Source organism: Citrobacter sp. wls829 (genome assembly GCF_005280825.1).
Taxonomy (GTDB): domain Bacteria; phylum Pseudomonadota; class Gammaproteobacteria; order Enterobacterales; family Enterobacteriaceae; genus Citrobacter; species Citrobacter gillenii.
This window is the reverse complement of record NZ_SZWP01000063.1, coordinates 1-23,685: the sequence shown is the minus strand read 5'-3', so window position 1 is coordinate 23,685 and position 23,685 is coordinate 1. Positions and strand designations below refer to the sequence as shown.

Sequence of the window (23,685 nt, the reverse complement as noted above, 5' to 3'; positions counted from 1 at the left end):
GAATCTTAGTGAGAGAGATAGTTTTTAAACGCTTCGGTTTGCGGGTTGGCAAAGCAGCTCGCATTCCCAAACTCGACGATATGACCGTTTTCCATATACACCACACGACTGGCCGTTTTACGGGCGACTTCCACTTCGTGGGTGACGATCACCTGAGTAATATTGGTTTCTGCCAGCTCACGAATGATGCTGACGATTTGTGCGGTAATTTCCGGGTCAAGCGCTGCGGTCGGTTCATCAAACAGCAGCACCTGTGGCTCCATCATTAACGCGCGGGCAATGGCCACACGCTGTTGCTGGCCGCCGGAAAGATGCAGTGGGTAACGATCGCTATAGGGCTTCAGTCGCAGACGTTCCAGCAGCTTCTCGGCACGCGCCAGCGCCTGGTCCTTGCTCAGACCCAGCACGCGGCAGGGCGCTTCGATCAGGTTCTGCTGCACAGTAAGATGCGGCCAAAGATTGTATTGCTGAAAGACCATGCCCACGTTCTGACGCAGTTCGCGAATGGCTTTATCAGAAGGTGTTTTCGTGAAGTCGAAACGGTTACCGGCAATAGAGAGCGTGCCCGAACGCGGCATCTCAAGCAGGTTGAGTACGCGCAGTAGCGAGCTTTTCCCGGCTCCACTTGGGCCAAGTAACACCAGTGTTTCGCCCTGAGGGCAATCCAGCGTGATATCGAACAGCGCCTGATGTGCGCCGTAGAAGCAGTTAATGCCGTTTAATTGAATACTCATTGACACTCGTATACTGGCAGTCTGATAGCTATTGAAGCCGCAGATACTACCTTTGACAGAATAGTTATGCAATATTTATGCGTTAAAAGTTAAATGCAAACCGCATTCTTCTCTAAACATAGCACAAAATAGCGGGGTCACCAGTGGGCAAGAATAATTGTCGGCATTCTATGCAGAATGCCAGACAATTTATGGGGTTTATGATTTGAACGAATGAATGGCGGGATTAACGGTTTTCGACAGACTGGCGCAGCGTCCCGGCTGGCGCATGTACACTACCGCCCAGATAGCGAACATCATCCACGACCCAGCACTGGCCTTCACGGATCATCAGTACTTCATCACGCCAGGTTTGATTACCCTGCTTAAGCTCTACGCGCAGCGGAATGTTACGTGCATCACTATTCGGAATGGTCGAGGCGCTGGCGACACTGGCGCTGTCCGGTAAGGTGGTGCGGCTGGAGAAGGGATCGCTGGTCAGCAGCTCGCGGTGCGAGCTATCGCGGCTGGCATCGGTCAGCAATTTCGCCAGGTTGTCACTTAAGTACGGACGCAGGGCGGTGATGTCGTTGCTACGATGCTGAATGCGGTAATCATAGAACTGTTGTGCCACGCTGTCTGGCCCACCTTCCACGCAAGCGCCGCTACGCGGGCCGTTGTCTTTATAAGCCGGAGTTACGGTGGTACAGGCGCTGAGAAGAAGTGCACAGGGGACCAACAGAGAGAGTTTCGAGTAGCGCATAATGATTTCCTTATTAGCTTTCTACTAATAGTATTCTACGATGAAAAATTCTATCCTTTCAATGACTGTGTAATCGATTAACACTTTGTTTTTACTTGCATAACTTCGCAAATTTCACCGACTGGTACATCTGTGGCTATTGACTGCTTACCTCGGTTCAGTATATCAAACTGCGGCATGATGTTGTCGCCAAGGATGCTCCCTATAGTGTATAGACCATCCACGTATCTGCATGCTTATTTACGAGGCAACAAAATGTGGAAGCCGGACTGCGACGGTATGTATAAGTGCACAATGACGGAGCAGTCCTTAGGCTATCAGGGTATCCGGATGGCTAAAATAAGGGTTGATTAATTCCTGTGCCCATGCGTTAATGGTTGCGTCGGTTTGAAGAACAGACGATTTACAAAGTAGTTTACTTCCGCAGTTCTCATTTTCAGGTTTATCCATTTATCCCTTCTTTGAGTCACTCCGCTAAGCACTAAGTCGATTCTGTAATAAAACCAAATATGCCGAAAGGCTCAAATTAAGGAATAAAATATATGTCTAATAAAATGACGGGTTTAGTTAAGTGGTTTAATCCTGAGAAAGGTTTTGGATTCATCACTCCGAAAGATGGTAGCAAAGATGTGTTTGTGCATTTTTCTGCTATCCAAAGTAACGACTTTAAAACGCTGAATGAAAATCAGGAAGTCGAGTTTAGCGTGGAGCAGGGACCTAAAGGCCCATCCGCTGTTAATGTTGTGGCGCTCTAAGGTAACTATTATTACTAATCATATTCACTTCCGTTGCCCATGTTGCCACGGTTCACAGTACAGAACATCAAGCTTCGATGTGACTGACGGAAATCCGTTTGGCGCGAAATGTATTTTTTGCAAATCTAAAATGATTACATTTGATAATGTTGCAATGTACATTCGTTCTGGCCAGACTCCGCTGGATTTCAGAAAATAATTTTTTAGGCCCCTTCAAGGGGCCTTTTTTAATGACTTAACAGATGACCCTACCTGTTTATCGTGAGATCGTCATCTTGACGTTTTTGTCGTGATGCCAGAACATCGTTTACTGCGAACCTGCCTTCAGCCCCTCTCTTATCGTTTAATATGTAAACAATTTCTGGGTGTGTAATGACCAGTTGCGCCTGGGTTATTGAATCTTTTTATCGTATAGTTTATAGATATCCATGGTTATACAGATAATACTATCTACTGGCGCGTTGATGCCGTTACAGACCAGAAGAGGTGCATAATGGACGTCGAGAAATTAAAAAATAAAACTGAAGCGGATATATCTGAGTTCATCACAAAGAAAATTGTTGAGCTGAAGAAAAAGACCGGGAAAGAAGTTTCCGATATTCAGTTTATCGCTCGTGAGAAAATGACCGGGCTTGAAAGTTATGACATTAAAATTAAGTTGATCTAATTTTCAAATACCATCCAGTATGCGTTAAAGCATCGCCGTCCAGCTGAGGCGGTGCTTTTTATTTTTATAATTTCAAAATGAAATTATAAGTGTGATCTCTTCCGTGTGTGAACGAGGCGGTGGCAAAAATGTGTGAATTTCAGCCGTACGCGATAACCCAGTATTTCATCCTGGTGGATATTTATTATCACAGGCGTAGGATGATTTGGCTGTCGACAAGATAAGACGTTCGTCCTGTCGTGTGCGGGCTTCTGATTATTCATTAACGACGAGGTGGTGCTGGTAATGAGTACACTGATCATTCGTTTATTGTTCTTAACGATTATATTGGCCCCTGTTTCATTACGCGCCGATGAACAGAGCGGAATGCAGCTTGAGCGTGTTGTCATCGTCAGTCGTCATGGCGTCAGGGCACCGACAAAGTTCACGCCGCTTATGCAGCAAGTCACTCCCGACCGCTGGCCGCAATGGGACGTTCCTCTGGGGTGGTTGACTCCTCGCGGCGGGGCACTCATTACTGAATTAGGACGGTATCAACGTTTACGCCTGGCGGACAAAGGTCTGCTGGATAATAAAACGTGTCCAACGGCAGGGCAGGTCGCGGTCATTGCCGATAGCGATCAACGTACCCGTAAAACGGGTGAAGCATTCCTGGCAGGACTGGCCCCGAAATGTAAAGTACAGGTTCATTATCAACAAGATAAGTCAAAATCTGATCCCCTTTTTAATCCCATCAAGGCGGGGCAGTGTTCGCTGAACACATCGCAGGTGAAAGAGGCCATCCTGACCCGGGCTGGCGGAAGTCTTGATGAGTACACGCGCCACTACCAACCCGCATTTCAAGCCCTGGAGCGGGTGTTAAATTTCTCCCAGTCAGAAAAGTGTCAAGCAGTCGGGCAGTCTGCACAGTGTACGCTAACCGACGTCTTACCTGCTGAACTCAAGGTCTCTCCTGAAAATGTATCGTTGTCAGGCTCATGGGGACTGGCTTCAACCCTGACGGAAATCTTCCTGCTGCAACAAGCACAAGGGATGTCGCAGGTGGCCTGGGGGCGTATTCATGGCGATAAAGAATGGCGTACATTATTAAGTCTGCACAATGCGCAGTTTGACCTTCTGCAGAAAACCCCGGAGGTTGCCCGTAGCAGGGCCACACCGTTACTTGATTTGATACGTACAGCGCTCGTAACACAGGGGGCAACAGAAAATAAATACGCAATTCAGTTGCCCGTCTCTTTGTTGTTTATTGCGGGGCATGACACCAATCTTGCCAATATCAGCGGGGCATTAGGCCTTAACGTGTCTCTGCCCGGTCAGCCAGATAATACGCCGCCGGGTGGAGAGTTTGTTTTCGAAAGGTGGAAACGGGTTAGCGATCATTCTGATTGGGTGCAGGTTTCTTTTATGTATCAGACATTGCAGGAAATGCGTGATATGCAACCTTTGTCGTTGCAATCGCCTCCCGGAAAAATTGTGCTGCCCTTAGCGGCCTGCGATGAGAAAAATACGCAGGGAATGTGCTCATTAAAAAATTTTTCTGCACTGATTGATTCCGTTCGCGTGTCCGAATGTGCTGAGAAATAATATTTTTACTGCATCATTTCGGTCATGTTGAAAATTAAACAATCGGAACCTTTCAATGATAGGGTATTGGTTCGATAATGCTTTAAGGCAGCGTTGTTAGCGTAATAAGGAGATATACCATGCAGTTTTCGACCACCCCTACGCTGGAAGGGCAAAGCATCGTGGAATACTGCGGTGTGGTAACCGGTGAAGCGATTTTAGGCGCGAATATCTTTCGCGATTTTTTTGCCGGGATCCGGGACATTGTCGGCGGTCGCTCTGGCTCATACGAAAAAGAGCTGCGCAAAGCGCGTGAAATTGCCTTTCAGGAACTCGGCGAACAGGCGAAAGCGTTGGGAGCAGATGCGGTCGTTGGTATTGATATTGATTACGAAACCGTGGGTAAAGATGGCAGCATGCTGATGGTGAGCGTCAGCGGTACTGCGGTGAAAACTCGCCGATGAAGCGTCTGTTATGGCTGCTGGCATTTGCCGTGTTACTGACGGGCTGTGCGCGCGAGTCAGGTATTGTTGACAAAGACGGGTATCAACTGGATACCCGACGCCAGGCGCAGGCGGCATATCCACGCATTAAAGTGCTGGTAATTCACTACACGGCTGATGATTTTGACTCATCGCTGGCCACGCTGACGGATAAAAACGTCAGCTCGCACTATCTGATCCCGGCAGTACCACCGCTGCACGGCGGCAAGCCGCGGATCTGGCAGCTGGTCCCGGAAAAGGATCTGGCCTGGCATGCAGGGATCAGCTTCTGGCGAGGCGCTACGCGGATTAACGACACGTCGATTGGGATTGAACTGGAAAACCGTGGCTGGCAAAAATCAGCGGGCGTGAAATATTTTGCGCCATTTGAAGCGACGCAGATCCAGGCGTTGATCCCGCTGGCAAAGGACATTATTGCCCGCTACGACATCAAGGCGCAGAACGTGGTGGCGCATGCGGATATTGCTCCGCAGCGTAAAGACGATCCCGGCCCGCTGTTTCCGTGGCGTGAACTGGCCGCGCAGGGTATTGGCGCCTGGCCGGATGCTCAGCGCGTCGCGTTTTATCTTGGCGGACGCGCACCCCATACGCCGGTGGACACCGCATCGTTACTTGATTTGCTGTCGCGCTACGGCTACGAGGTGAAACCGGACTTGACGCCGCGTGAACAGCAGCGGGTGATTATGGCGTTCCAGATGCACTTCCGCCCGGCGTTGTGGAACGGCGTGGCGGATGCCGAAACGCAGGCCATTGCCGAAGCGCTACTGGAGAAATACGGGCAAGGTTAACGCGGCAGCTTACCGTGGTCGCGCAGCCAGGCCGCGGTACGCTCAATCCCTTCATCCAGCGTCACGACAGGCTGATAACCTAGCTCTTCCTGGGCGCGGGTGGTGTCCAGCGTAAAGTCAAAATTGAGCTTTGAGACACCGTAGTGTGTGAGCTTGGGTTCTTTCGCCGATTTATTCCCCAGACGCTCCATGCTGCGGGCAATCATGTCCAGCATTGGATAAGGCACGGAGCGGATGCGGCAATCAATATTCAGTTCGTCAATCAGCTTCTGCACGATGCTGCGCAGCGTGCGATGCTCACCGTTGGTAATGTTATACACGCGACCTGATGGCAGATTGTCACAGGCTTCCTGACTTGCCAGCCACATCGCGTGAATCGCATTTTCATAGTAGGTCATATCCACCAGTGCGCTGCCGCCGTGTGGGAGCAGGACGCTGCCATAGTGATGCATCATGTGCGCCAGGCGGGGGATAAAAACTTTATCATGCGGGCCAAACAGGCTCTGCGGACGTAGTACCGTAAAGCGAGTTTGCGGATTGGCCTGGGCTAACAGCGCAATCACGTCTTCGCCGGCTGCTTTACTGCGGGCGAATTCGTTGGCGAAGCGGTGTGGGCGAAAGTCTTCTTTGATATCGCGATGGTGGTGATAATCAAAATAGAGCGACGGGGAGGAGATATGAATAAAATTACGCACGCCCCAGGCAACCGACCACTCGCCCAGACGGCGGGTGGCGCGGACGTTAGCCAGGTCAAAGGCTTCCTGTGTTCCCCACGGCGAGGTAAAACTGGAACAGTGCCACAGTGTGTCGATGCCTGCGAGCATCACTTTTGCTTGCGAAGAGACCAGCTCGGTCAAATCCGCATGCACAAATTCTGCGCCCATTTTCTCCAGCAACTTACCCATCGCTTCGTTGCGACCGGTAGCTCTGACGCTGATGCCTTTCTTGCGTAAAAACTCAACCGCGTTTCGGCCTAAGCCGCTGGTGGCTCCGGTAACCAGTACCTTCATATCAATCCGCTGTGTTTAATAGAACTTCGTGCGCATTCTTCCGTGAATTACGCCTGTATGCAATGGGAAACATGAAAGAATACAGCCTCTTTTTGTCTTTAGTCTGTGATTTGTTCTGCAAGTTTGGCGATACGCTTTGCCATCCCCCTGAAAATAAACAGGTGAGCCGGGATCATCAGCAGCCAGTAGAACAGACCGGGCATACCGTGCGGGTGCCACCAGGCGCGGACGTCAATGCGACGGCGATCGCCTTTATCTTCCAGGGTAAAACTCAGACGACCGAGTCCTGGCGCCTTCATACCAAATAACAGTGTTAGCTGCTTCTCCGGTTCGACGATAATAACCTTCCAGCTATCCACGGTATCGCCGACCTGTAAAAGCGGACGCTCCGGCCGACCTTTTGCCAGTTTATGCCCCACCAGCAGATCCATGGCTGCGCGCGTCTTCCACAGAATATTGCCAAAGAAATAGCCCTCTTTGCCGCCGAGGCGATTCACCACTTGCCACAGCGCCTTCAGGCTGGCGGATGTCTCGACGCTAAACCCGGCCTGTTTGGCGAAATAGCCGTATTCCGGTCGCCAGCGGGCAAAGGCCTGCGCGTCGTATCCCCACTCGCTGGAGTCGACCAGTTTCTCTTCTTCCTTCAGCGTGCTGCGTACCGCATCGTCAAAGGCGATGAGCTTTTGGGGGATCAATGCCCTCAGTTCGGTGTCATCGGCCAGCAGATCGTGTTTCAGGCCCTGTATCAGCGCCTGGGCGGTCGTCGGTGGAACCGAGGTGATCACATTTAAAAACCACACTGAAATCCAGCGGGTCGGGAAAGGGATGGGGATAAGCAGGCGATGCTTGCCGCTGACCGCCATAAAATGTTCGAACTGCTCTTGATAGCTTAATCCCTGCGGCCCCGCCGCTTCGAGTACGCGGTGGCCGTTTGCCGGGTGCGCCAGCAGCGCAACTAAATAGTACAGCAGATTCTCCAGTGCAATCGGTGTGGTACGCGATCGTACCCAGCGCGGCGGGGTGAGTACCGGCAGGTTGTAGACCATATCACGCATCACCTCAAAGGCCGCAGAGCCCGCGCCGACGATAATACCCGCCCGTAACTCCGTAACCGGGACGCCGGATTCGCGCAACGTGTCAGCCGTTATCTGCCGTGCGCGCAGGTGATCGGACTGTTCATGTTTGGGGGCCTGTAAGGAACTCAGGAAAATCAGCTGGTTGACGGGCGTATGGCGCAGGGCATCGCGGACATTCTGCGCCACTTGACGCTCGTGAGCGATAAAATCACCGCCTTCACCCATCCCGTGCACCAGGTAATAGACCGTATCAACGTCGGCTAGCAGCGGCGTCAGGGTATCTGGTTCGTTTAAATCAACCTTATGACAACTGACGCTGGGCAGTTGCTGTTTGTCCAGTCGCTCGATGCGACGTGCCGCCGCCAGCACCTGATGCCCTTGCTGGCTGAGCGCTTTTACCAGATGTTGACCAATGTAACCACTGGCGCCAAGTACCAAAATCCGTTGCGGCACGCCGGTCTCCTTAGCGGTTTAAAAAAGCACGCCAGTGAGCGGCGACTTCAGCAAGTTGTTCACGCGAAACGTCCAGATGCATCACCAGACGCACAATCGGCGAGGCGTTAATCAGCACGTCTTTAGATTTCATGTACTCGCCCAGCGCAGCAGCGTGTTCTTCACCCACTCGGACAAACAGCATATTGGTGTCGTGACGCATAACGTCGGCACCCGCTTCACGCAATTGTTCTGCCATCCAGGCAGCGTTGTCGTGATCAATTTGCAAACGCGCCACGTTATTTTTGAGCGCATACAGCCCGGCAGCCCCCAGAATACCGGCCTGGCGCATACCGCCGCCGGTCATCTTGCGCCAGCGAATCGCACGTTTGATGTAATCATGGCTGCCGACCAGCAGTGACCCGACCGGCGTCCCCAGCCCTTTGGAGAGGCAAATGGTGAACGAGTCACAATATTGGGTGACGTCCTTAAGCTCACAACCGTAGGCGACGATGGCGTTAAAAATACGCGCGCCGTCAACGTGCAGCGCCAGATTTCGTTCGCGGGTGAATTCCCAGGCCTCCTTCAAATACTCACGCGGCAGCACTTTACCGTTATGGGTGTTTTCCAGACTGAGCAGGCGGGTACGGGCAAAATGAATATCATCGGCTTTGATTTTAGCGGCGACTTTGTCCAGCGGCAGCGTGCCATCCGGCGCGGCGTCGATAGGCTGTGGCTGAATGCTGCCGAGCACCGCGGCACCACCGGCTTCGTATAAATAGTTATGCGCGCCCTGGCCTGCGATGTACTCCTCGCCGCGCTGACAGTGGCTGAGCAGCGCCACCAGATTTGCCTGGGTGCCGGTCGGTAAGAAAATAGCCGCTTCTTTACCAGAAAGTTCAGCGGCATACTGCTGAAGGGCATTGACGGTAGGGTCGTCGCCGTAGACGTCGTCCCCGACCGGGGCCGCCATCATCTCTTCCAGCATGGCGCGACTCGGGCGGGTGACAGTATCACTACGTAGGTCGATCACGGGCATTCCTTTTTAAGTGAGGTAATGCCCACTGTTTTACCTTAGCCAGTTGGTTTTCGCCAGTTCGATCACTTCATCACCGCGTCCGCTGATGATAGCGCGCAGCATATACAGGCTGAAACCCTTCGCTTGTTCGAGTTTGATTTGCGGCGGTATGGCGAGCTCTTCTTTCGCGACCACCACGTCGACCAGCACCGGGCCATCAATCGACAGCGCTCTTTGCAGCGCCTCATCGACGTCCGACGATTTTTCCACGCGGATACCGGTGATCCCGCAGGCTTCGGCAATGCGGGCAAAGTTGGTGTCGTGCAGTTCCGTTCCGTCGGTCAGATACCCACCGGCCTTCATCTCCATTGCGACAAAGCCCAGCACGCTGTTATTGAACACGATGATTTTCACCGGCAGCTTCATCTGCACCACCGAAAGAAAATCGCCCATCAGCATGCTGAAGCCGCCGTCGCCGCACATGGCGACCACCTGGCGTCCGGGTTCCGTTGCCTGTGCACCCAGCGCCTGCGGCATGGCGTTCGCCATCGACCCGTGATTAAACGACCCGAGCAGGCGGCGCTTGCCGTTCATTTTCAGATAGCGCGCGGCCCACACCGTGGGGGTGCCGACATCGCAGGTAAAGATGGCGTCATCAGCGGCGAAGTGGCTGATTTGCTGCGCCAGATACTGCGGGTGAATGGCTTTTTCGCTGGGTTTGGCTAAATCATCCAGTCCTTTGCGCGCATCGCGATAATCACTCAGGGCCTTATCGAGGAATTTACGGTCGGTTTTTTCTTCTACGAGCGGCAGCAGGGCACGCAGCGTGGCTTTGATATCCCCCACCAGCGCCATATCCACCTTGCTGTGCGCACCAATGCTTGCCGGATTGATATCAATCTGAATAATTTTTGCGTCGGTGGGGTAGAAGGGACGGTAGGGGAACTGGGTGCCCAGTAAAAGCAGCGTGTCGGCATTCATCATGGTATGAAAACCGGATGAAAAACCGATCAGTCCGGTCATACCCACATCGTAGGGGTTGTCATATTCGACGTGCTCTTTGCCGCGCAGGGCGTGGACAATCGGCGCTTTGATTTTTGCGGCAAACTCCACCAGCTCTTTGTGCGCATCCGCGCAACCACTGCCGCACATCAGCGCAATGTTGCTGGAATAGCGCAGCAGTTGCGCCAGTTTTCTCATCTCTTCTTCCGCCGGGGTAACCACCGGTAACGGCGCATGATACCAGTGCGTGCTGGCACTTTCCGGCGCGGCTTTCAGCGCAACATCGCCCGGGAGCACGACGACTGACACACCGCGGTTTAACACCGCTTTGCGCATGGCAATCGCCAGCACCTGTGGGATCTGTTCAGGGCTGGAAACCAGCTCGCAATAGTGGCTACATTCGCGGAACAACTCTTGCGGGTGGGTCTCCTGAAAATAGCCGCTGCCAATTTCACTGGAGGGGATATGTGCGGCAATCGCCAGCACTGGGACATGGTTGCGGTGGCAATCAAACAGGCCGTTAATCAGGTGCAAGTTTCCCGGTCCACATGAACCGGCACACACCGCCAGTTCACCGGTCAGTTGCGCTTCCGCGCCTGCGGCGAAGGCGGCAACTTCTTCATGCCGGGTAGGCATCCAGTCGATCGTTCCCATGCGATTGAGACTGTCACTAAGACCATTCAGTGAATCACCCGTTACGCCCCAAATACGTTTCACACCAGCCTGTTCAAGCGTTTTAGCAATAAAAGCGGCAACCGTTTGTTTCATGGTTTTCCATCTCCTTTAATGTGATACCGGTTACAAGTTTAGATGAAGATAATAGTTATGCTTCTCATTACCCCTTATTTTCGGCAGCTTACATTTGACGAAGATAACGCGTAGCTTGACTGTGGACATGGCAAACAAGGAACGAATTCAAATGGTTACGAACTTATTAAATGCAGTAAATCGCATGCTGACGCATGAGGACTTTGGCAAGTTTTTGTTACGCCTGGCGGTGGGGGGACTGATGCTGTTTCACGGTCTGCATAAACTGTTTGCCGGAATTGATGGCATTAGCGGCATGCTAATAGCGAAAGGTTTTCCGGGTTTCATTGCCTACGGCGTTTTGCTTGGCGAAGTGCTGGCACCGTGCCTGATTATTCTCGGCATTCTGACGCGTCCGGCTGCATTAGGGTTGGCATTGACTATGGTTGTCGCGTGGCTGATGGTTGGAATGGGTGAAACCTGGTCGTTGGATAAAACCGGCGCATGGGCTATTGAAAGCCTGGTGTATTTCTTTATTGGCGCACTGGCGGTGGCATTTTTGGGTGCCGGAAAATACGCGTTGGGCGGTCAGTCGGCCTGGCGCTAGTTTACCATCGGACGACAAATGCGGAGGCGACAACGTAGTTACATTGCTGCTCGCCTCCTGATTCTATCAGGTCGTTAGTCTTCCTCGTTACGGTCCCAGCGTTTTCGCCGACGTCCCACCGTGCCTTGTGTCAGGGCGTTTGCCATCGCTGCGCCGATTTCAGCGCTGACGACCAGACCCTGAATAAAAGGGCGGTCGTGCATTAGCCATGGCAGCCCGCCAAAGGCGATGCGACCACAGGCGTCCTTTGGCGCACGCAGCGTATAATTTTCGCTGATATCCGGGATCTCATCACCACAGGCGAGGAGTTGATGGCGCAACGTGGGGAACGGGATATCTTTGCTCTTCAACGCTTTTTGCCCTCGGGCATCAATAAACACATCAAATTCGCTACGCTGATTGTTGTGGTAAATAACCGTCATACCTTGCTCATTTTGGCGTTGATAATCCGAGCCCAGCGCGAGGATTTCAATTAACCCGGCCTCATGCAGCGCCAGCAGGCGGCGAATGGATTCCGAAGGGATCGCCGCATAGTTATCGATAAACACGCGTGCCAGACCGTGCTTGAAGCGTTCTCTGTCGCCATCGTCAAGATGAGGCACGACCTGTTCGATGACCTCATGCAGCCGCAGCAGGGTATAGCGCCACGTGACGGTGCGTTGCTCCCGCTTGTTGCGTTCGACTTCCTGCAGGTTGCGTTTCGCCCAGTCAAAAGCATTGTGCTGAATTCGGTCAGCAAAATAGATGTCAGAAAACGTATCTGCCGTCAGCGTCTCAAGCGCTATCTGCTGGCTCCACTGCGGTGCCGCGTCTTGCAGCTGTTTGACGATAAGCGAGAAGAGGCGATCCAGTAATCCGCGTTGGCCCTGTTCAATGACGTGTTCAATCGCCTGACCGGTGGCGATGTTCAGCGGTTCATAAGGGAGAGGGCAGTAAAAATCGGCCTCCGGCAGCACACCGCTGCGTGACATCAGAGTCAACTTCAGGCTTTGACTACCGGGTTTGCGCGTAAAATGGAGGGTGTTATCAGCATCGGTGGTGAAGGCGCCATGTTGACTGACCACGGCTACTGCCGCATCGATAGCGCTTAACGACGTACCCAGAATGCCCACTCTGCAGGCGTTAATTTGTGCGTCCATCAGGCCGGTCCACGGGCTGGGGAAAAACTCACGTGGTGTGTCGTCTCCCTCAGGCCACAGATGGCCGGTGGCGATAACTGCAAAATCCACCTCGACAGGTTGTGGTGCGTGGTTTACCCACAACGTAACACCCTGCGGGTTTGCGCGCAGATCGGTGACTTCGCTGGATTCATGAACACAAACCTCAAAACCGGACTCACGGGCTTTATCGACAATGGCTAAAAAGCGATCGCGAAAATAGTCGCCAAGGATCACGCGGGGTAAAAATTGCCGTTCATGCAACGACGTGCGTTCAATACCAAATTGTGTCAGGTAGTCATCGCTTTGGTTTTGTAGCCACGTCAGATAGGTGATGTAAATCGGCAGGATTTCAATACTGGCAATATTCGCCAGCATATGGTCCGCGTTATTGTCGTTGTTGTAAGGCATGCCCACACCCGCTTCTTCCGCTTGCTCGTAGAGTTGCACGGTCATCGGTTCACCGCGTTCAATCAGGGCATGGAAGGTATAGATTCCAGTGGGGCCGACGCCGACGATGGCCACTTTTTTCATGGGGATCCTTTTTTGAAAAGCTCGACGATGGTCGGGGATATTGATTAGTTTGTGAATGTTAATTGTGGTTGAAAAATTGAGGGGTGAAATGTTTATGCTCACCTTTTTGCGACTACGATCCCCACACAGATTCATCAATTTCTCAGTAACCTGTTAAAAATAAAAGTCTTTACGCCATGGGTTATGTACCTAACCGCGTACCAGCACGCCTGCGCTGAAGTTGAGCGGCAAGGGGGTGCGGGAGGCCGGGTTTGATACCGAAGTTGGCGGTGAAAGCAGTGGGATAAAGGAAGGCGCGGTATCAGGGGGCATCCCCGAGTAGCCCGGACGAGGCGCATAAGTACCGACTCCGGGATGTTCCTGGCGTCGCTTTGTTCGGCCGGGCTACCCGAAGATACTTTTGTCAGCAATCTGAACCCAGCGATTGGCTGGATTTTTTAGGCGGCGGTGTTGATGTTGGAAAATGTCGAACTCAAGAAGACCTTTACGAAGAGTACCAATTTTTTCAAAAATTTTAGTGATTGATGGCAGTCTGCTTTGAGCAAAGAGAAGACGATAAACGCAGTTGACGTGGCAAGAAAAAGTATTCTCAATGTGTACTTGCAGACTGCAATTTATGTTTAGATGAACATCCGAAATAAGAGTTTAAATTTTATTTAAGAGGGAAGATATGCGTACTCGCCCTGCCTCTCGATTGATAGTCCTTTCACCTGAAAATCATGTTCTGCTCTTCAGGTTCTGCCATAAAGATGATGCTCTGGAAGGGAAAACATACTGGGCAACGCCAGGGGGAGGACTTGAGCACAACGAGTCTTTTGAGCAGGCGGCGTTACGTGAATTATTTGAAGAAACGGGCCTGACAAGAAGAACTACAGGATCACAAATAGCCTCCAGAACCTTCCCTATGATGCTGCCAAGTGGTGAAAACGTTCTTGCTGAAGAACGTTTCTTTATTATTAGTGCAGATAAATCAGATATTGACCGATCAGGTTGGAGTAACAACGAAAAAGAAGTCATTCGCGATCACTACTGGTGGAACTTAGAAGAGCTCAGACAGACCAATGAAATTATCTTCCCACTCGATTTGATAATTAACATACTTGAAGGCTTTCCCAGCACTTAACCCTCTGAACGGCTTGGATTTCGCTTCTGGAATGAAGCGGCCCTTGAAGAGTCGTGAAGTCTACTGATATTACTGGCACCCAGGCCCATAAACTTCACTTCATCGACAAATGGCGTAAAACGTGAAGCGGATTGTTGCAAAAAAGGCGTCTTCAATATGAATCCCTATGAACATCAATACAGGCAACTGATAGCAAACGGAGCTGTCGCTTGGGCTGGCGAAGGTTATATTAGGGCAAAAAAACAGCAGGAAAACATCTTTCATTGGCTCAATTTACATCACTATTTACCCCGGTCAGGTGCGCCGGTACTTGAAATGGGGTGTGGTAACGGAGCTATGGCATCACAGTCCCTTGCTGAACGAGGGTATTCTGTGTGGGGTGTGGATTTTTCTGAGACTGCTATCAGATGGGCAGAAAAGCGTTTTCAGCAAGCTGGTATCTCCGCACAATTTTTTGTCGGAAATGTTTGCTGTATACATCAATGTAAGGGCTCAACGTTTGAGTTGATTATTGACGGCAGTTGTTTGCATTGCCTGATAGATAATGACCGGGTTCTCTTTTTCGCAGAGGTGAAGAGATTGCTCAAACCCGGAGGTCGTTTTGTGATCAGTTCCATGTGCGGAACCCCCGGTTATTCGGCCGACATTAGTTCTTATGATCCGGTCAGGCACCATTTAGTGAAAGATGGTCAACCCTGGCGTACTCTGAAACCACTCCCGGCTTTAATTGATGAGATACAGAAAGCACAATTTAACGTGCTTGCAATAAGAGTGAATAACAATGTGTGGTGGGATCATGCCACACTGGTATGTTCGGTGAACTCATCACTCGGTGATTTGCAACAAGAATCGAGTGGTTAAAAGCTGACTTTGGATCCGCTTTGAGCAAGAGGCGGACATCAGCGGCAATTTTACTCAGGATTCTATATCCTCAGAGGATATCACTGCCTGATCATCAAAACTAAACTGTCTCAAGCATGGAATAAGACAAATGGATATAAGGACAAGATTAGCTCTATCCACTGATATAGAGGGTATTTTTGAAGTCAGAACTTCGGTTAAAGAAAATCATCTCAGTCGAGAAGAAATGGAGCAGATGGGAATTACCGAGAGCGCTGTCACCGATATGATTGAGAAAAGTCATTGCGCATGGGTTGCCGTAGATGACGGAAAAGTGATTGGTTTCTCGATGATTTTGCCAGATGAAGGATGTCTTTTTGCGGTCTTTGTTCTCCCTGAATATGAAGGCAGAGGTGTAGGTCGCAGCCTTGTTGACCTCGCAGAGCAGGAATTATTCAAACACCATAAGGCAGTCTGGCTTGAAACCGACAAAAACAGTCGTGCGGCAAAATTTTACATGCGACTGGGCTGGGTTAAAAAAGAAAATATTAGTGAATCTGATATTAGATTGGAGAAACCCCGCTGCGTTTAAGCAAAGATCCTCTTCTTTAATATCCGCTCCTGGCACGCAGCGGACATTGCTGACTGAGCTGAAGGTCCGCTGTGAGTGAGGAGCGGACGAAAGTGGTCTCCTCAATGAGGATTTGTCTTTCTATTTTGTAGTAATTTTTTTTGCGTTCACGCGCGTAGTGCCCCATTCAAAACATACTGTTTCTGTCAGCACAGCAAGCAGATGCCTCTAAGGTTTTATGCTACATAATTCCATAGAGTGATGGATTAATGTAGAATCAGACATTAAATAAACGACACTTACCTACCCTTTCAGCAAGCAGTTCCCAGCAGAAGTGAAGGCTGATGGGTATCATTTCCTTACTTAACACCTGAGCACGCGAAACTATGACTAGCGAATTAGATTCACATTTTTTTGATAAAGCCTCTGATATCGCAAAATCACTCGGCAATGGCAGACGCATGCAGTTACTTGAATTGCTGTCTCATGGTGAAAAGTCTGTAGAAAGACTGGCGATTAGTCTCGATGTCGGAATCACTTCAGTTTCTGCTCACCTGCAGATCCTGAAAAATGCAGGTGTTGTTCGCGCCCGCAAGGACGGTGTTAAAGTATTCTATTCAATCGCTGATAAAGGAGTTTCACAGCTCCTCGATCACGTAAAGAATATTACAGCAAAGATAGGTTATCCCGAGACGGAGACCGCCCTGCATATGGTTTCAGAACATTCGATATCCCTTCATCAATTAATCAATAAGTTAGATGCAGGTAATTGTGTATTAGTTGATGTTCGCCCAAAAGATGAGTTCGAAACCTTCCATATTCCAGGAGCGCAATCTGTTCCGGTTGAGGATGTGAGTGACTGGGCACTCAATTTTAATGATAACCATGAAGTGATCATTTACTGCCGAGGCATTTACTGCCTTCTCTCGATTGCGGCAATGCAAACCCTTACCGCCAAGGGGATTACGTGTTCAATCTATCCTCAAGGTATCAGTGAATGGCGACGAGCAGGTTTTCCTGTTGAAGGAGCATTCGCGTAAGTTTTTTTATCTTAATTAACAACGATATATTTGATTTGGGGTGTTTGGCTCATCACTGCATCCATTATTCCATTATTCCATTGTTCAATGGAATAATGGATGTTATGGTTGTTGCCTTGGCACAACCCTGAGCACTCTGGGTGTACGAATTGTATTACTACTTAAATTTGGACTTTCTGAATGGTATCTGAAGCGATTTCACTCATGGTGGGAGCCGGTATTGTTGCGACAATTGTCAGCGATCTGGTATCAAAATTTGTTTTCGGTAAAAGCCACTGGAACTTGGTTGGCCGGTGGGTTGCAGGTATTCCCCATGGAAAACTTATAAATACTGAAATAAGCGAGAGTCCCTCTGCGGTCTTTGTTCCACGGTGACGTGTTCATACTCAAATCTCCTGCAATGTGGGAGATTTAAGTATGGTTGTCCCTCAGAGCGAAATTTAGTCATTCGCACCCTGATAGTTACACTTTTTAGTTATTCAGGATAAGATGTAGTTATTCAAACCATCACAGGTATATTGCAGCTTCATCGCATCAATAAATATTCAGGAGAAGTCAATGCCATCAGTTTTACAACATCGTTTCATTCTTACAGGTGGCCCAGGGTCAGGCAAAAGTACGATAATTGATACGATTATAAAACGAGGGTTTTGGTGTTCTAAAGAAGCTGGAAGAGGTGTGATACAAGACCAGGTTAACATCGGCGGCGATGCATTACCGTGGGCCAACCAGGCTGCATTTGCAGAGCTGATGCTATCCTGGGAAATGCGTTCGTGGCATGAAGCGGAGGGGCAAACACAACCCTGCTTCTTTGATCGTGGTGTTCCTGATATTGCGGGTTATTTACGTCTTTCTGAGCTTACCATACCGAGGCATCTGGAGAACGCCATCGAGAAATTTCGCTATAACCGAATCGTATTTATTGCACCACCCTGGCGTGACATATATGTACAGGACACAGAGCGCAAACAATCTTTCGATGTTGCCATCGCGACATATCACGCAATGGTGAAAACCTATCGTAGGTATGACTATCAGTTGATTGAATTACCATGCGCTTCAGTAGAGGAGCGTGTGGATTTTATCCTTTCTAATATATAGCACATCAAATATAGCCTAAATGTTTAAAAATTCTCTGATAGATATCGTGTACCACTTTACTTTTATTTTCATGATATTTTTGAATGTCAAAGCTGCAACCTTTAACTGCCTCAAATTTGGCATCAGCGTACAGTTTACAGTCTTTTTCTGACTGTCTAAGCCAATCTCGAAAAAGCAAATGCCGATCTGTTTCAGGGGTGTCCCGAGTAAAAATATGTAGGTTAACTCTAGGATTTTCATAATGAAAAAGTCGATGGCCATGAAAGCGGGGTTCACGAACAATGAGTTCGTATCCAAGGTTTTCAAGTGCTAATAAATATATTCCTTCATCCGCAGCATCGGCAACCGTCACGTCAATATCAATAACGGGTTTAGCGGCCAGACCAGGTACTGCCGTGGAACCCACATGATCAATTTTTAGTAGATTCGAACCTAATTTATTCTTAATTTTAGATTCGAATGCTGAATATATTTCCGGCCACGAGGGATCATAAACAACGACCGTAATATTCTCAATCGGCGGTACACCATTAACAAAGTAGCTGTCCTGAGGGTCGATGACATAATGCTCCATCATCTCTTTTTTGCTAATCATAAACTGATACCCATAGATCATTCAAATTATGAACAATAGTGTACAGGACATGGGGTTGGATGTCTCTCAAGCGACCGCTTTTGGCTGTGAGTTCAATGGGTCGATGCAACGCTATCCTTAATCAAGGGGGACGTTGCCATGAAACGAAGAACTCACAGCACAAAGCGAACTGTCATAGGTGGAATGTCCGCTCTTGGCACATAGCAGACAATCACCTCAACATACACAACCTGCAAACCAACATACGTGCCTCACAAGCAAAAAAAAGGCTGCCCAGCATAACCAGGCAGCCTTTTAATCTCAGATGCTCAGCAACTACGCCAGCACTAAATCACCCTGCGGGTGACAGGAGCAGGCCAGTACGTAGCCTTCGGCGACTTCCGCATCGGTTAGCGTCATGGTGCTGGAAACCGTGTAGTTACCATCAACCACTTTGGTTTTGCAGCAGCCGCACACGCCTGCACGGCATGCGGCGACAACCGGCACTTTATTGCTTTCCAGTGCTTCCAGTAGCGTGCTGCCTACCGGCGCATAAAATTCTTTTGCCGGTTGTAGCTTGGTGAACTTCAGACCACTGGTGGCGGCTTCCGCTACCGGCGTGAAGAACTGTTCTTTAAAGAAGCGCGTTACGCCGAGCGCTTTCACTTCTTTTTCGACCAGATCCATGTACGGAGCAGGGCCGCAAGTCATCACGGTACGTGAAGTTAAGTCCGGTACGCTTTTCAGCAGGTCGGTGGTCAGTCGGCCAGAAACAAAGCCATGGGTGGCATTGTTTTCAGCGACCAGCGTCACCGGATACTCGCGCCATTCGTCGGCAAAAATGACATCTTCCGGCGAACGAACGTTAAAGATCACCTGCACATCGGCCTGCGGACGGTACTTCGCCAACCAGCGACGCATCGACATGATAGGCGTCACGCCACAGCCGGCCGCCAGCATCAGGAACTTGTCTTCTGCTTTATCTTCACAGGTAAACTCACCCATGGCATCAGACAGCCAGATATAGTCGCCGCGCTTCACGTCACGGGTTAGCCACTGTGAACCCGCACCGTCGTCAATGCGGCGGACGGTCAGCGTGATGTACTCGCTAACGCCTGGCGTTGAAGAGATGGTGTAGGCACGCAGCGTCTCCGCTGAGTTACGTACGCTGACCAGTGCATACTGCCCGGCACGATAAGGATAATAATCGTGGCACAGCAACGAAATCGTCCATACATCCGGCGTTTCCTGATGGATGTGATGAACCTGCATCCGCCACGGGCACTGATGGGTTGGCATTGTCATGACTTAACTCCTTACGCGCTCAGCAGCTGCTTCATGTCTTCTTCAACGGTGGTCACGGAACGCAGACCGAATTTCTCGTTGAGCACAGCCAGCAGGTCCGGCGTGAAGAAGCCCGGTGCAGTCGGGCCAGTGACGATATTTTTCACGCCCAGAGACAGCAGGGTCAGCAGAATAACAATCGCTTTCTGTTCGAACCAGGAGAGCACCAGAGACAGCGGCAGGTCGTTCACGCCACAGCCCAGTTTCTCAGCCAGGGTCACCGCCAGGATGATGGCAGAGTATGCATCGTTACACTGACCGGCATCAACCAGACGCGGCAGACCTTCGATATCACCGAAATCCAGTTTGTTGAAACGGTATTTACCACAGGCCAGGGTCAGGATCAGGCAGTCGTCCGGTACGCTGGTGGCGAAATCGGTGAAGTAGTTACGTTCGCCGCGTGCGCCATCGCAACCGCCGACCAGGAAGATGTGACGCAGTTTTTCGCGGCTCACCAGGTCGATCAGCGTATCAGCAGCACCCAGCAGCGTCTGACGACCGAAACCTACGGTGATCAGGTGCGGGATTTCGCTGTACGGGAAGCCTGCCATTTGTTGTGCCTGCGCGATAACCGGACCAAAGTTGTCGCCTTCGAGGTGGCTCACACCCGGCCAACCGACGATGCTACGGGTCCAGATGCGGTCGTCGTATGCACCAACGGTTGGATCGATGATGCAGTTAGAGGTCATCACGATTGGGCCAGGGAAGCGGGCGAACTCAACCTGCTGATTCTGCCAGCCACTGCCGTAGTTACCGATCAGGTGTTTGAATTTACGCAGTTCCGGATAGCCGTGTGCTGGCAGCATTTCACCGTGGGTGTAGACGTTAACGCCGGTGCCTTCGGTCTGCTCCAGCAGATTGTATAAATCTTTCAGGTCGTGACCTGAAATCAGGATGCATTTACCTTCGGTCGCTTTAACGTTGACCTGAGTTGGGGTTGGGTGACCGTATTTGGTGGTTTCACCGGCATCCAGAATGCTCATCACTTTGAAGTTCATCTGGCCGATTTCCATAGAGCACTCCAGCAGAGCGTTCATATCGGAAGGCCAGGTACCCAGCCACGCCATGATTTTGTGGTACTGCGCGTAGATATCGTTGTCGTACTGACCCAGAACGTGCGCGTGCTCCATGTAAGCTGCCGCACCTTTCAGGCCGTACAGGCACAGCAGACGCAGGCCGAGAATGTTCTCGCCGATAGTCGCTTTGTCTTTGTTCGGGGTAAATTCAGCCGCCTGGCGCTGCAGGTCGCCCAAATCGTCGCTCACCAGCTGCAGGTCAGCCATTGGGTTTTCAACCGTTGCGTTGGCATCAATGTTCAGACACTGCGCTTTCAGGGCGTCACGCATGGCAATGGCTTCACGGGCATAGCCGACGATACGTGGAGAGTCGAAGTTAACGTTGGTCAGGGTAGAGAAGAATGCGCGCGGGGCAAAGTTATCCACTTCATGATCGATGATACCGTATTCACGCGCTTTAACAGCCCATGCAGACAGACCTTGTAGGGAAGCAATCAGCAGATCCTGCAGATCGGAGGTTTCTGCTGTTTTACCGCACATACCTTGCGCGTAAGAGCAGCCGTTCCCTGCCGGAGTACGGATGGTTTGTTCACATTGCACACAAAACATGGTCACACCTTTTAAAGTTATATTTAATATACATGTTTAAGGTTATGCCTGCGCGCGAAGGGATTAAAGGGATTTCTGCTACTACTTGCAGGGAGATTGATTTAGCGCAATTTTGGCGGTAGGTGACTACCGCCAGAGGGGTATTTGTGCTGTATCAGGCGGAGAAAAAGGCCATCAACAAAGGCACTAGCAGACTAAGAATAAAGCCGTGAACGATGGCCGCAGGTACCATTTCCAGCCCGCCGCTGCGTTGTAAAACGGGTAGGGTGAAATCCATTGAGGTGGCGCCACACAGTCCTAATGCGGTGGAACGACTGCGGCCGACTAAGCCCGGAATCAGCATAATGGCGATCAGCTCACGAGCCAGATCGTTGAAGAAGGCGGCGCTGCCAATGACGGGACCGAATGACTCGGTCAACAGAATGCCGGACAGGGAATACCAGCCAAAACCCGAGGCCATCGCCAGCGCGGTTTTCAGCGGCAGTCCGAGGATCAGCGCATTAATCACGCCAGCCAGCATTGAACTTGCCACCACGACGACGGCCACAATCATCCCCCTACGATTCAGCACAATCTGTTTTAAGGTCATGCCGCTGTTACGCAGTTGGATACCGACCAGGAACAATAAAAAGATCAGCGTATATTCGCTGGCTTCGGTGGCGTGCTGTAAGAATGAGAACCCGGTGAGTCCCAGCAGAAACCCCAGCACAACAACGCCACAAAGTTGTAGCGACTCCAGCGCCATGGCAATGCGTGATGGCAGCTTTTCCTGCCGATGGTTGTGCCGCCAGGGAAGTGAACGCTCGAGCCACAACAGCGCGGCGATATTACATAGCAGAATGACCGTCACGCTGACCGCAGAATAATGCAATATCGATAACAGATTGCTGGCGAGATTATCCAGAAACGCCAGACTGATACCCATAAAGAAGAGAATAAGGTAAACGATCCAACTCAACAGGCGATTGATGAGTTTTAATGCCGCTCTGTGCCTAAGCGGAATAAGATAGCCCACAATAAGTGGAATCAGAATGATTAACAGCCCTGAAAACATGAAAACCCGGTCCTTGCTGAGAAGTAAGACGAAATGCGCCACTATAACCTAAATAATTCAAGTTGCAGGAAGGCGGCAAGGGAGTGAATCCCCGGGAGCGTACATAAGTACGTGACTGGGGGGAAAGAGCGCAGCCAACACATCTGCAACTTGAAGTATGACGGGTATACACACTACTGAAAGCAAAGAGGGGAGTAAAGTTGCAAATAAAAGGAAATAAAGCGGGGAGGAAAAGACCTGACGTAATGCCAGGTCTTTTTCGTTATCGATTAATCACGTTTTTCCAGCAGCGTGCGATAAATAAGGCCACCGAGGATCCCGCCGATAATCGGCATAACCCAGAACAGCCACAGCTGTTGTAACGCCCAACCGCCCTGGAAGAGGGCTACCGCGGTGCTACGCGCCGGGTTTACAGAGGTGTTAGTTACCGGAATACTGATCAGGTGAATCAGGGTCAGTGCCAGACCAATAGCAATCGGTGCAAAACCTGCCGGAGCATGTTTATCCGTGGCGCCATGGATCACTAACAAGAAACCTGCGGTCAGCACAATTTCAATAACAATGGCAGAAAGCATGGAATAACCGCCTGGCGAATGTTCGCCATAGCCGTTTGATGCAAAACCGCTGGCCGTGGCGTCAAAGCCTGCTTTACCGCTGGCGATCAGATACAGCACCGCTGCCGCAACAATCCCGCCGATAACCTGCGCAACAACATAACCAATCACGTCTTTTGCCGGAAAGCGACCGCCCGCCCATAGGCCTAATGTCACGGCCGGGTTAAAATGGCCGCCTGAAATATGTCCCACGGCGTATGCCATGGTTAATACTGTCAGACCGAATGCCAGTGCGACACCGGCAAAACCAATTCCTAACTCCGGGAATGCTGCGGCCAGCACGGCACTTCCGCACCCACCAAACACAAGCCAAAACGTACCGAAGAATTCAGCTGCTAATTTCCTGAACATAACCACCTCAATTAAAAGTTCCGGGTTCGTTTTCCTGGCCCGGTATTTCATCGCTAAAAGGGACGATGATTAAAGAGCGTGTATTCTAGGGAAGGTGCGAACAAGTTCCTGAT

Annotated in this window: 25 protein-coding genes; 12 read left to right on the top strand and 13 right to left on the bottom strand. The window is 50.6% G+C overall.

Annotated elements, in window-relative coordinates:
* Positions 1-5 precede the first annotated feature (5 nt).
* The 3 genes from artP to FDW88_RS22470 all read right to left on the bottom strand — a co-directional run bounded on the left by artP (position 6) and on the right by FDW88_RS22470 (position 1,926).
* A complete protein-coding gene (artP, locus tag FDW88_RS12470) occupies positions 6-734 on the bottom strand; it encodes an arginine ABC transporter ATP-binding protein ArtP (RefSeq protein ID WP_096756540.1) in 729 nt (242 codons plus the stop codon).
* A 226-nt stretch (positions 735-960) separates the two neighbouring features.
* Entirely contained in the window at positions 961-1,476 is a 516-nt protein-coding gene (locus tag FDW88_RS12465; protein ID WP_137362654.1) for a lipoprotein, read from the bottom strand.
* Between the two features lie 309 nt (positions 1,477-1,785).
* Entirely contained in the window at positions 1,786-1,926 is a 141-nt protein-coding gene (locus FDW88_RS22470; protein WP_170974168.1) for a hypothetical protein, read from the bottom strand.
* A gap of 92 nt (positions 1,927-2,018) precedes the next feature.
* On the opposite strand from FDW88_RS22470, the gene cspG reads away from it, so the two are divergent.
* The 6 genes from cspG (at position 2,019) to FDW88_RS12435 (ending at position 5,752) form a co-directional block, all read left to right on the top strand.
* A complete protein-coding gene (gene cspG, locus FDW88_RS12460) occupies positions 2,019-2,231 on the top strand; it encodes a cold shock protein CspG (protein WP_046479624.1) in 213 nt (70 codons plus the stop codon).
* 10 nt (positions 2,232-2,241) lie between these two features.
* Positions 2,242-2,430 carry a cold-shock protein gene (locus tag FDW88_RS12455; RefSeq protein WP_096759373.1) on the top strand — a complete coding sequence of 63 codons (189 nt, stop codon included), beginning with the start codon at positions 2,242-2,244 and terminating at the stop codon, positions 2,428-2,430.
* A 294-nt stretch (positions 2,431-2,724) separates the two neighbouring features.
* Positions 2,725-2,898, top strand: coding sequence for a GnsA/GnsB family addiction module toxin (locus FDW88_RS12450; protein WP_096756542.1), 174 nt, complete (start codon positions 2,725-2,727; stop codon positions 2,896-2,898).
* 285 nt (positions 2,899-3,183) lie between these two features.
* Entirely contained in the window at positions 3,184-4,482 is a 1,299-nt protein-coding gene (locus tag FDW88_RS12445; protein WP_137362653.1) for an AppA family phytase/histidine-type acid phosphatase, read from the top strand.
* Between the two features lie 119 nt (positions 4,483-4,601).
* On the top strand, positions 4,602-4,925 hold the full coding sequence (locus tag FDW88_RS12440) for a heavy metal-binding domain-containing protein (protein WP_096756544.1): 324 nt from the start codon (positions 4,602-4,604) through the stop codon (positions 4,923-4,925).
* Positions 4,922-5,752, top strand: a complete 831-nt coding sequence (locus tag FDW88_RS12435) for an N-acetylmuramoyl-L-alanine amidase (protein ID WP_096756545.1) — start codon at positions 4,922-4,924, stop codon at positions 5,750-5,752. The genes FDW88_RS12440 and FDW88_RS12435 overlap by 4 nt, the downstream gene beginning before the upstream one ends.
* Here FDW88_RS12435 and FDW88_RS12430 read toward each other — a convergent pair.
* From FDW88_RS12430 to poxB, 4 genes are all read right to left on the bottom strand, one after another.
* Positions 5,749-6,762 (bottom strand): NAD(P)-dependent oxidoreductase, encoded by a 1,014-nt coding sequence (locus FDW88_RS12430; RefSeq protein WP_096756546.1) that lies wholly within the window; start codon positions 6,760-6,762, stop codon positions 5,749-5,751. The genes FDW88_RS12435 and FDW88_RS12430 overlap by 4 nt on opposite strands.
* Positions 6,763-6,860: 98 nt before the next feature.
* Complete coding sequence (locus tag FDW88_RS12425) at positions 6,861-8,291, bottom strand: SDR family oxidoreductase (RefSeq protein WP_137362652.1); 1,431 nt, start codon at positions 8,289-8,291, stop codon at positions 6,861-6,863.
* Between the two features lie 10 nt (positions 8,292-8,301).
* Complete coding sequence (gene ltaE, locus FDW88_RS12420) at positions 8,302-9,303, bottom strand: low-specificity L-threonine aldolase (RefSeq protein WP_137362651.1); 1,002 nt, start codon at positions 9,301-9,303, stop codon at positions 8,302-8,304.
* Between the two features lie 36 nt (positions 9,304-9,339).
* Positions 9,340-11,058 (bottom strand): ubiquinone-dependent pyruvate dehydrogenase, encoded by a 1,719-nt coding sequence (gene poxB / locus FDW88_RS12415; protein WP_137362650.1) that lies wholly within the window; start codon positions 11,056-11,058, stop codon positions 9,340-9,342.
* 151 nt (positions 11,059-11,209) lie between these two features.
* Between poxB and FDW88_RS12410 the strand changes: the two genes are divergently transcribed.
* Positions 11,210-11,644 (top strand): DoxX family protein, encoded by a 435-nt coding sequence (locus FDW88_RS12410; protein WP_137362649.1) that lies wholly within the window; start codon positions 11,210-11,212, stop codon positions 11,642-11,644.
* 74 nt (positions 11,645-11,718) lie between these two features.
* Here FDW88_RS12410 and FDW88_RS12405 read toward each other — a convergent pair whose 3' ends face one another.
* Positions 11,719-13,335: an FAD-NAD(P)-binding protein gene (locus FDW88_RS12405; RefSeq protein ID WP_137362648.1), complete on the bottom strand. Its 1,617-nt coding sequence runs from the start codon at positions 13,333-13,335 to the stop codon at positions 11,719-11,721.
* A gap of 670 nt (positions 13,336-14,005) precedes the next feature.
* Here FDW88_RS12405 and FDW88_RS12400 point away from each other — a divergent pair.
* The 5 genes from FDW88_RS12400 (at position 14,006) to FDW88_RS12375 (ending at position 18,010) form a co-directional block, all read left to right on the top strand.
* Positions 14,006-14,458, top strand: a complete 453-nt coding sequence (locus tag FDW88_RS12400) for an NUDIX hydrolase (RefSeq protein WP_137362647.1) — start codon at positions 14,006-14,008, stop codon at positions 14,456-14,458.
* A gap of 156 nt (positions 14,459-14,614) precedes the next feature.
* Entirely contained in the window at positions 14,615-15,319 is a 705-nt protein-coding gene (locus FDW88_RS12395; RefSeq protein WP_137362646.1) for a class I SAM-dependent methyltransferase, read from the top strand.
* Positions 15,320-15,449: 130 nt separating this feature from the next.
* On the top strand, positions 15,450-15,890 hold the full coding sequence (locus tag FDW88_RS12390) for a GNAT family N-acetyltransferase (RefSeq protein WP_137362645.1): 441 nt from the start codon (positions 15,450-15,452) through the stop codon (positions 15,888-15,890).
* 365 nt (positions 15,891-16,255) lie between these two features.
* Positions 16,256-16,909, top strand: a complete 654-nt coding sequence (locus FDW88_RS12385; RefSeq protein WP_137362644.1) for a metalloregulator ArsR/SmtB family transcription factor — start codon at positions 16,256-16,258, stop codon at positions 16,907-16,909.
* A gap of 558 nt (positions 16,910-17,467) precedes the next feature.
* Positions 17,468-18,010: an AAA family ATPase gene (locus FDW88_RS12375; protein ID WP_137362643.1), complete on the top strand. Its 543-nt coding sequence runs from the start codon at positions 17,468-17,470 to the stop codon at positions 18,008-18,010.
* Positions 18,011-18,014: 4 nt separating this feature from the next.
* On the opposite strand, the gene FDW88_RS12370 is transcribed toward FDW88_RS12375, so the two are convergent.
* From FDW88_RS12370 to aqpZ, 5 genes are all read right to left on the bottom strand, one after another.
* Positions 18,015-18,605, bottom strand: a complete 591-nt coding sequence (locus FDW88_RS12370) for a GrpB family protein (RefSeq protein WP_249354882.1) — start codon at positions 18,603-18,605, stop codon at positions 18,015-18,017.
* A gap of 315 nt (positions 18,606-18,920) precedes the next feature.
* Complete coding sequence (gene hcr / locus FDW88_RS12365; RefSeq protein WP_137362641.1) at positions 18,921-19,889, bottom strand: NADH oxidoreductase; 969 nt, start codon at positions 19,887-19,889, stop codon at positions 18,921-18,923.
* Between the two features lie 11 nt (positions 19,890-19,900).
* Positions 19,901-21,553 (bottom strand): hydroxylamine reductase, encoded by a 1,653-nt coding sequence (hcp, locus tag FDW88_RS12360; RefSeq protein WP_096756556.1) that lies wholly within the window; start codon positions 21,551-21,553, stop codon positions 19,901-19,903.
* 154 nt (positions 21,554-21,707) lie between these two features.
* Complete coding sequence (locus tag FDW88_RS12355; RefSeq protein ID WP_096756557.1) at positions 21,708-22,607, bottom strand: lysine exporter LysO family protein; 900 nt, start codon at positions 22,605-22,607, stop codon at positions 21,708-21,710.
* Between the two features lie 269 nt (positions 22,608-22,876).
* Positions 22,877-23,572: an aquaporin Z gene (aqpZ, locus tag FDW88_RS12350; protein WP_167456053.1), complete on the bottom strand. Its 696-nt coding sequence runs from the start codon at positions 23,570-23,572 to the stop codon at positions 22,877-22,879.
* Between the last annotated feature and the right edge of the window lie 113 nt (positions 23,573-23,685).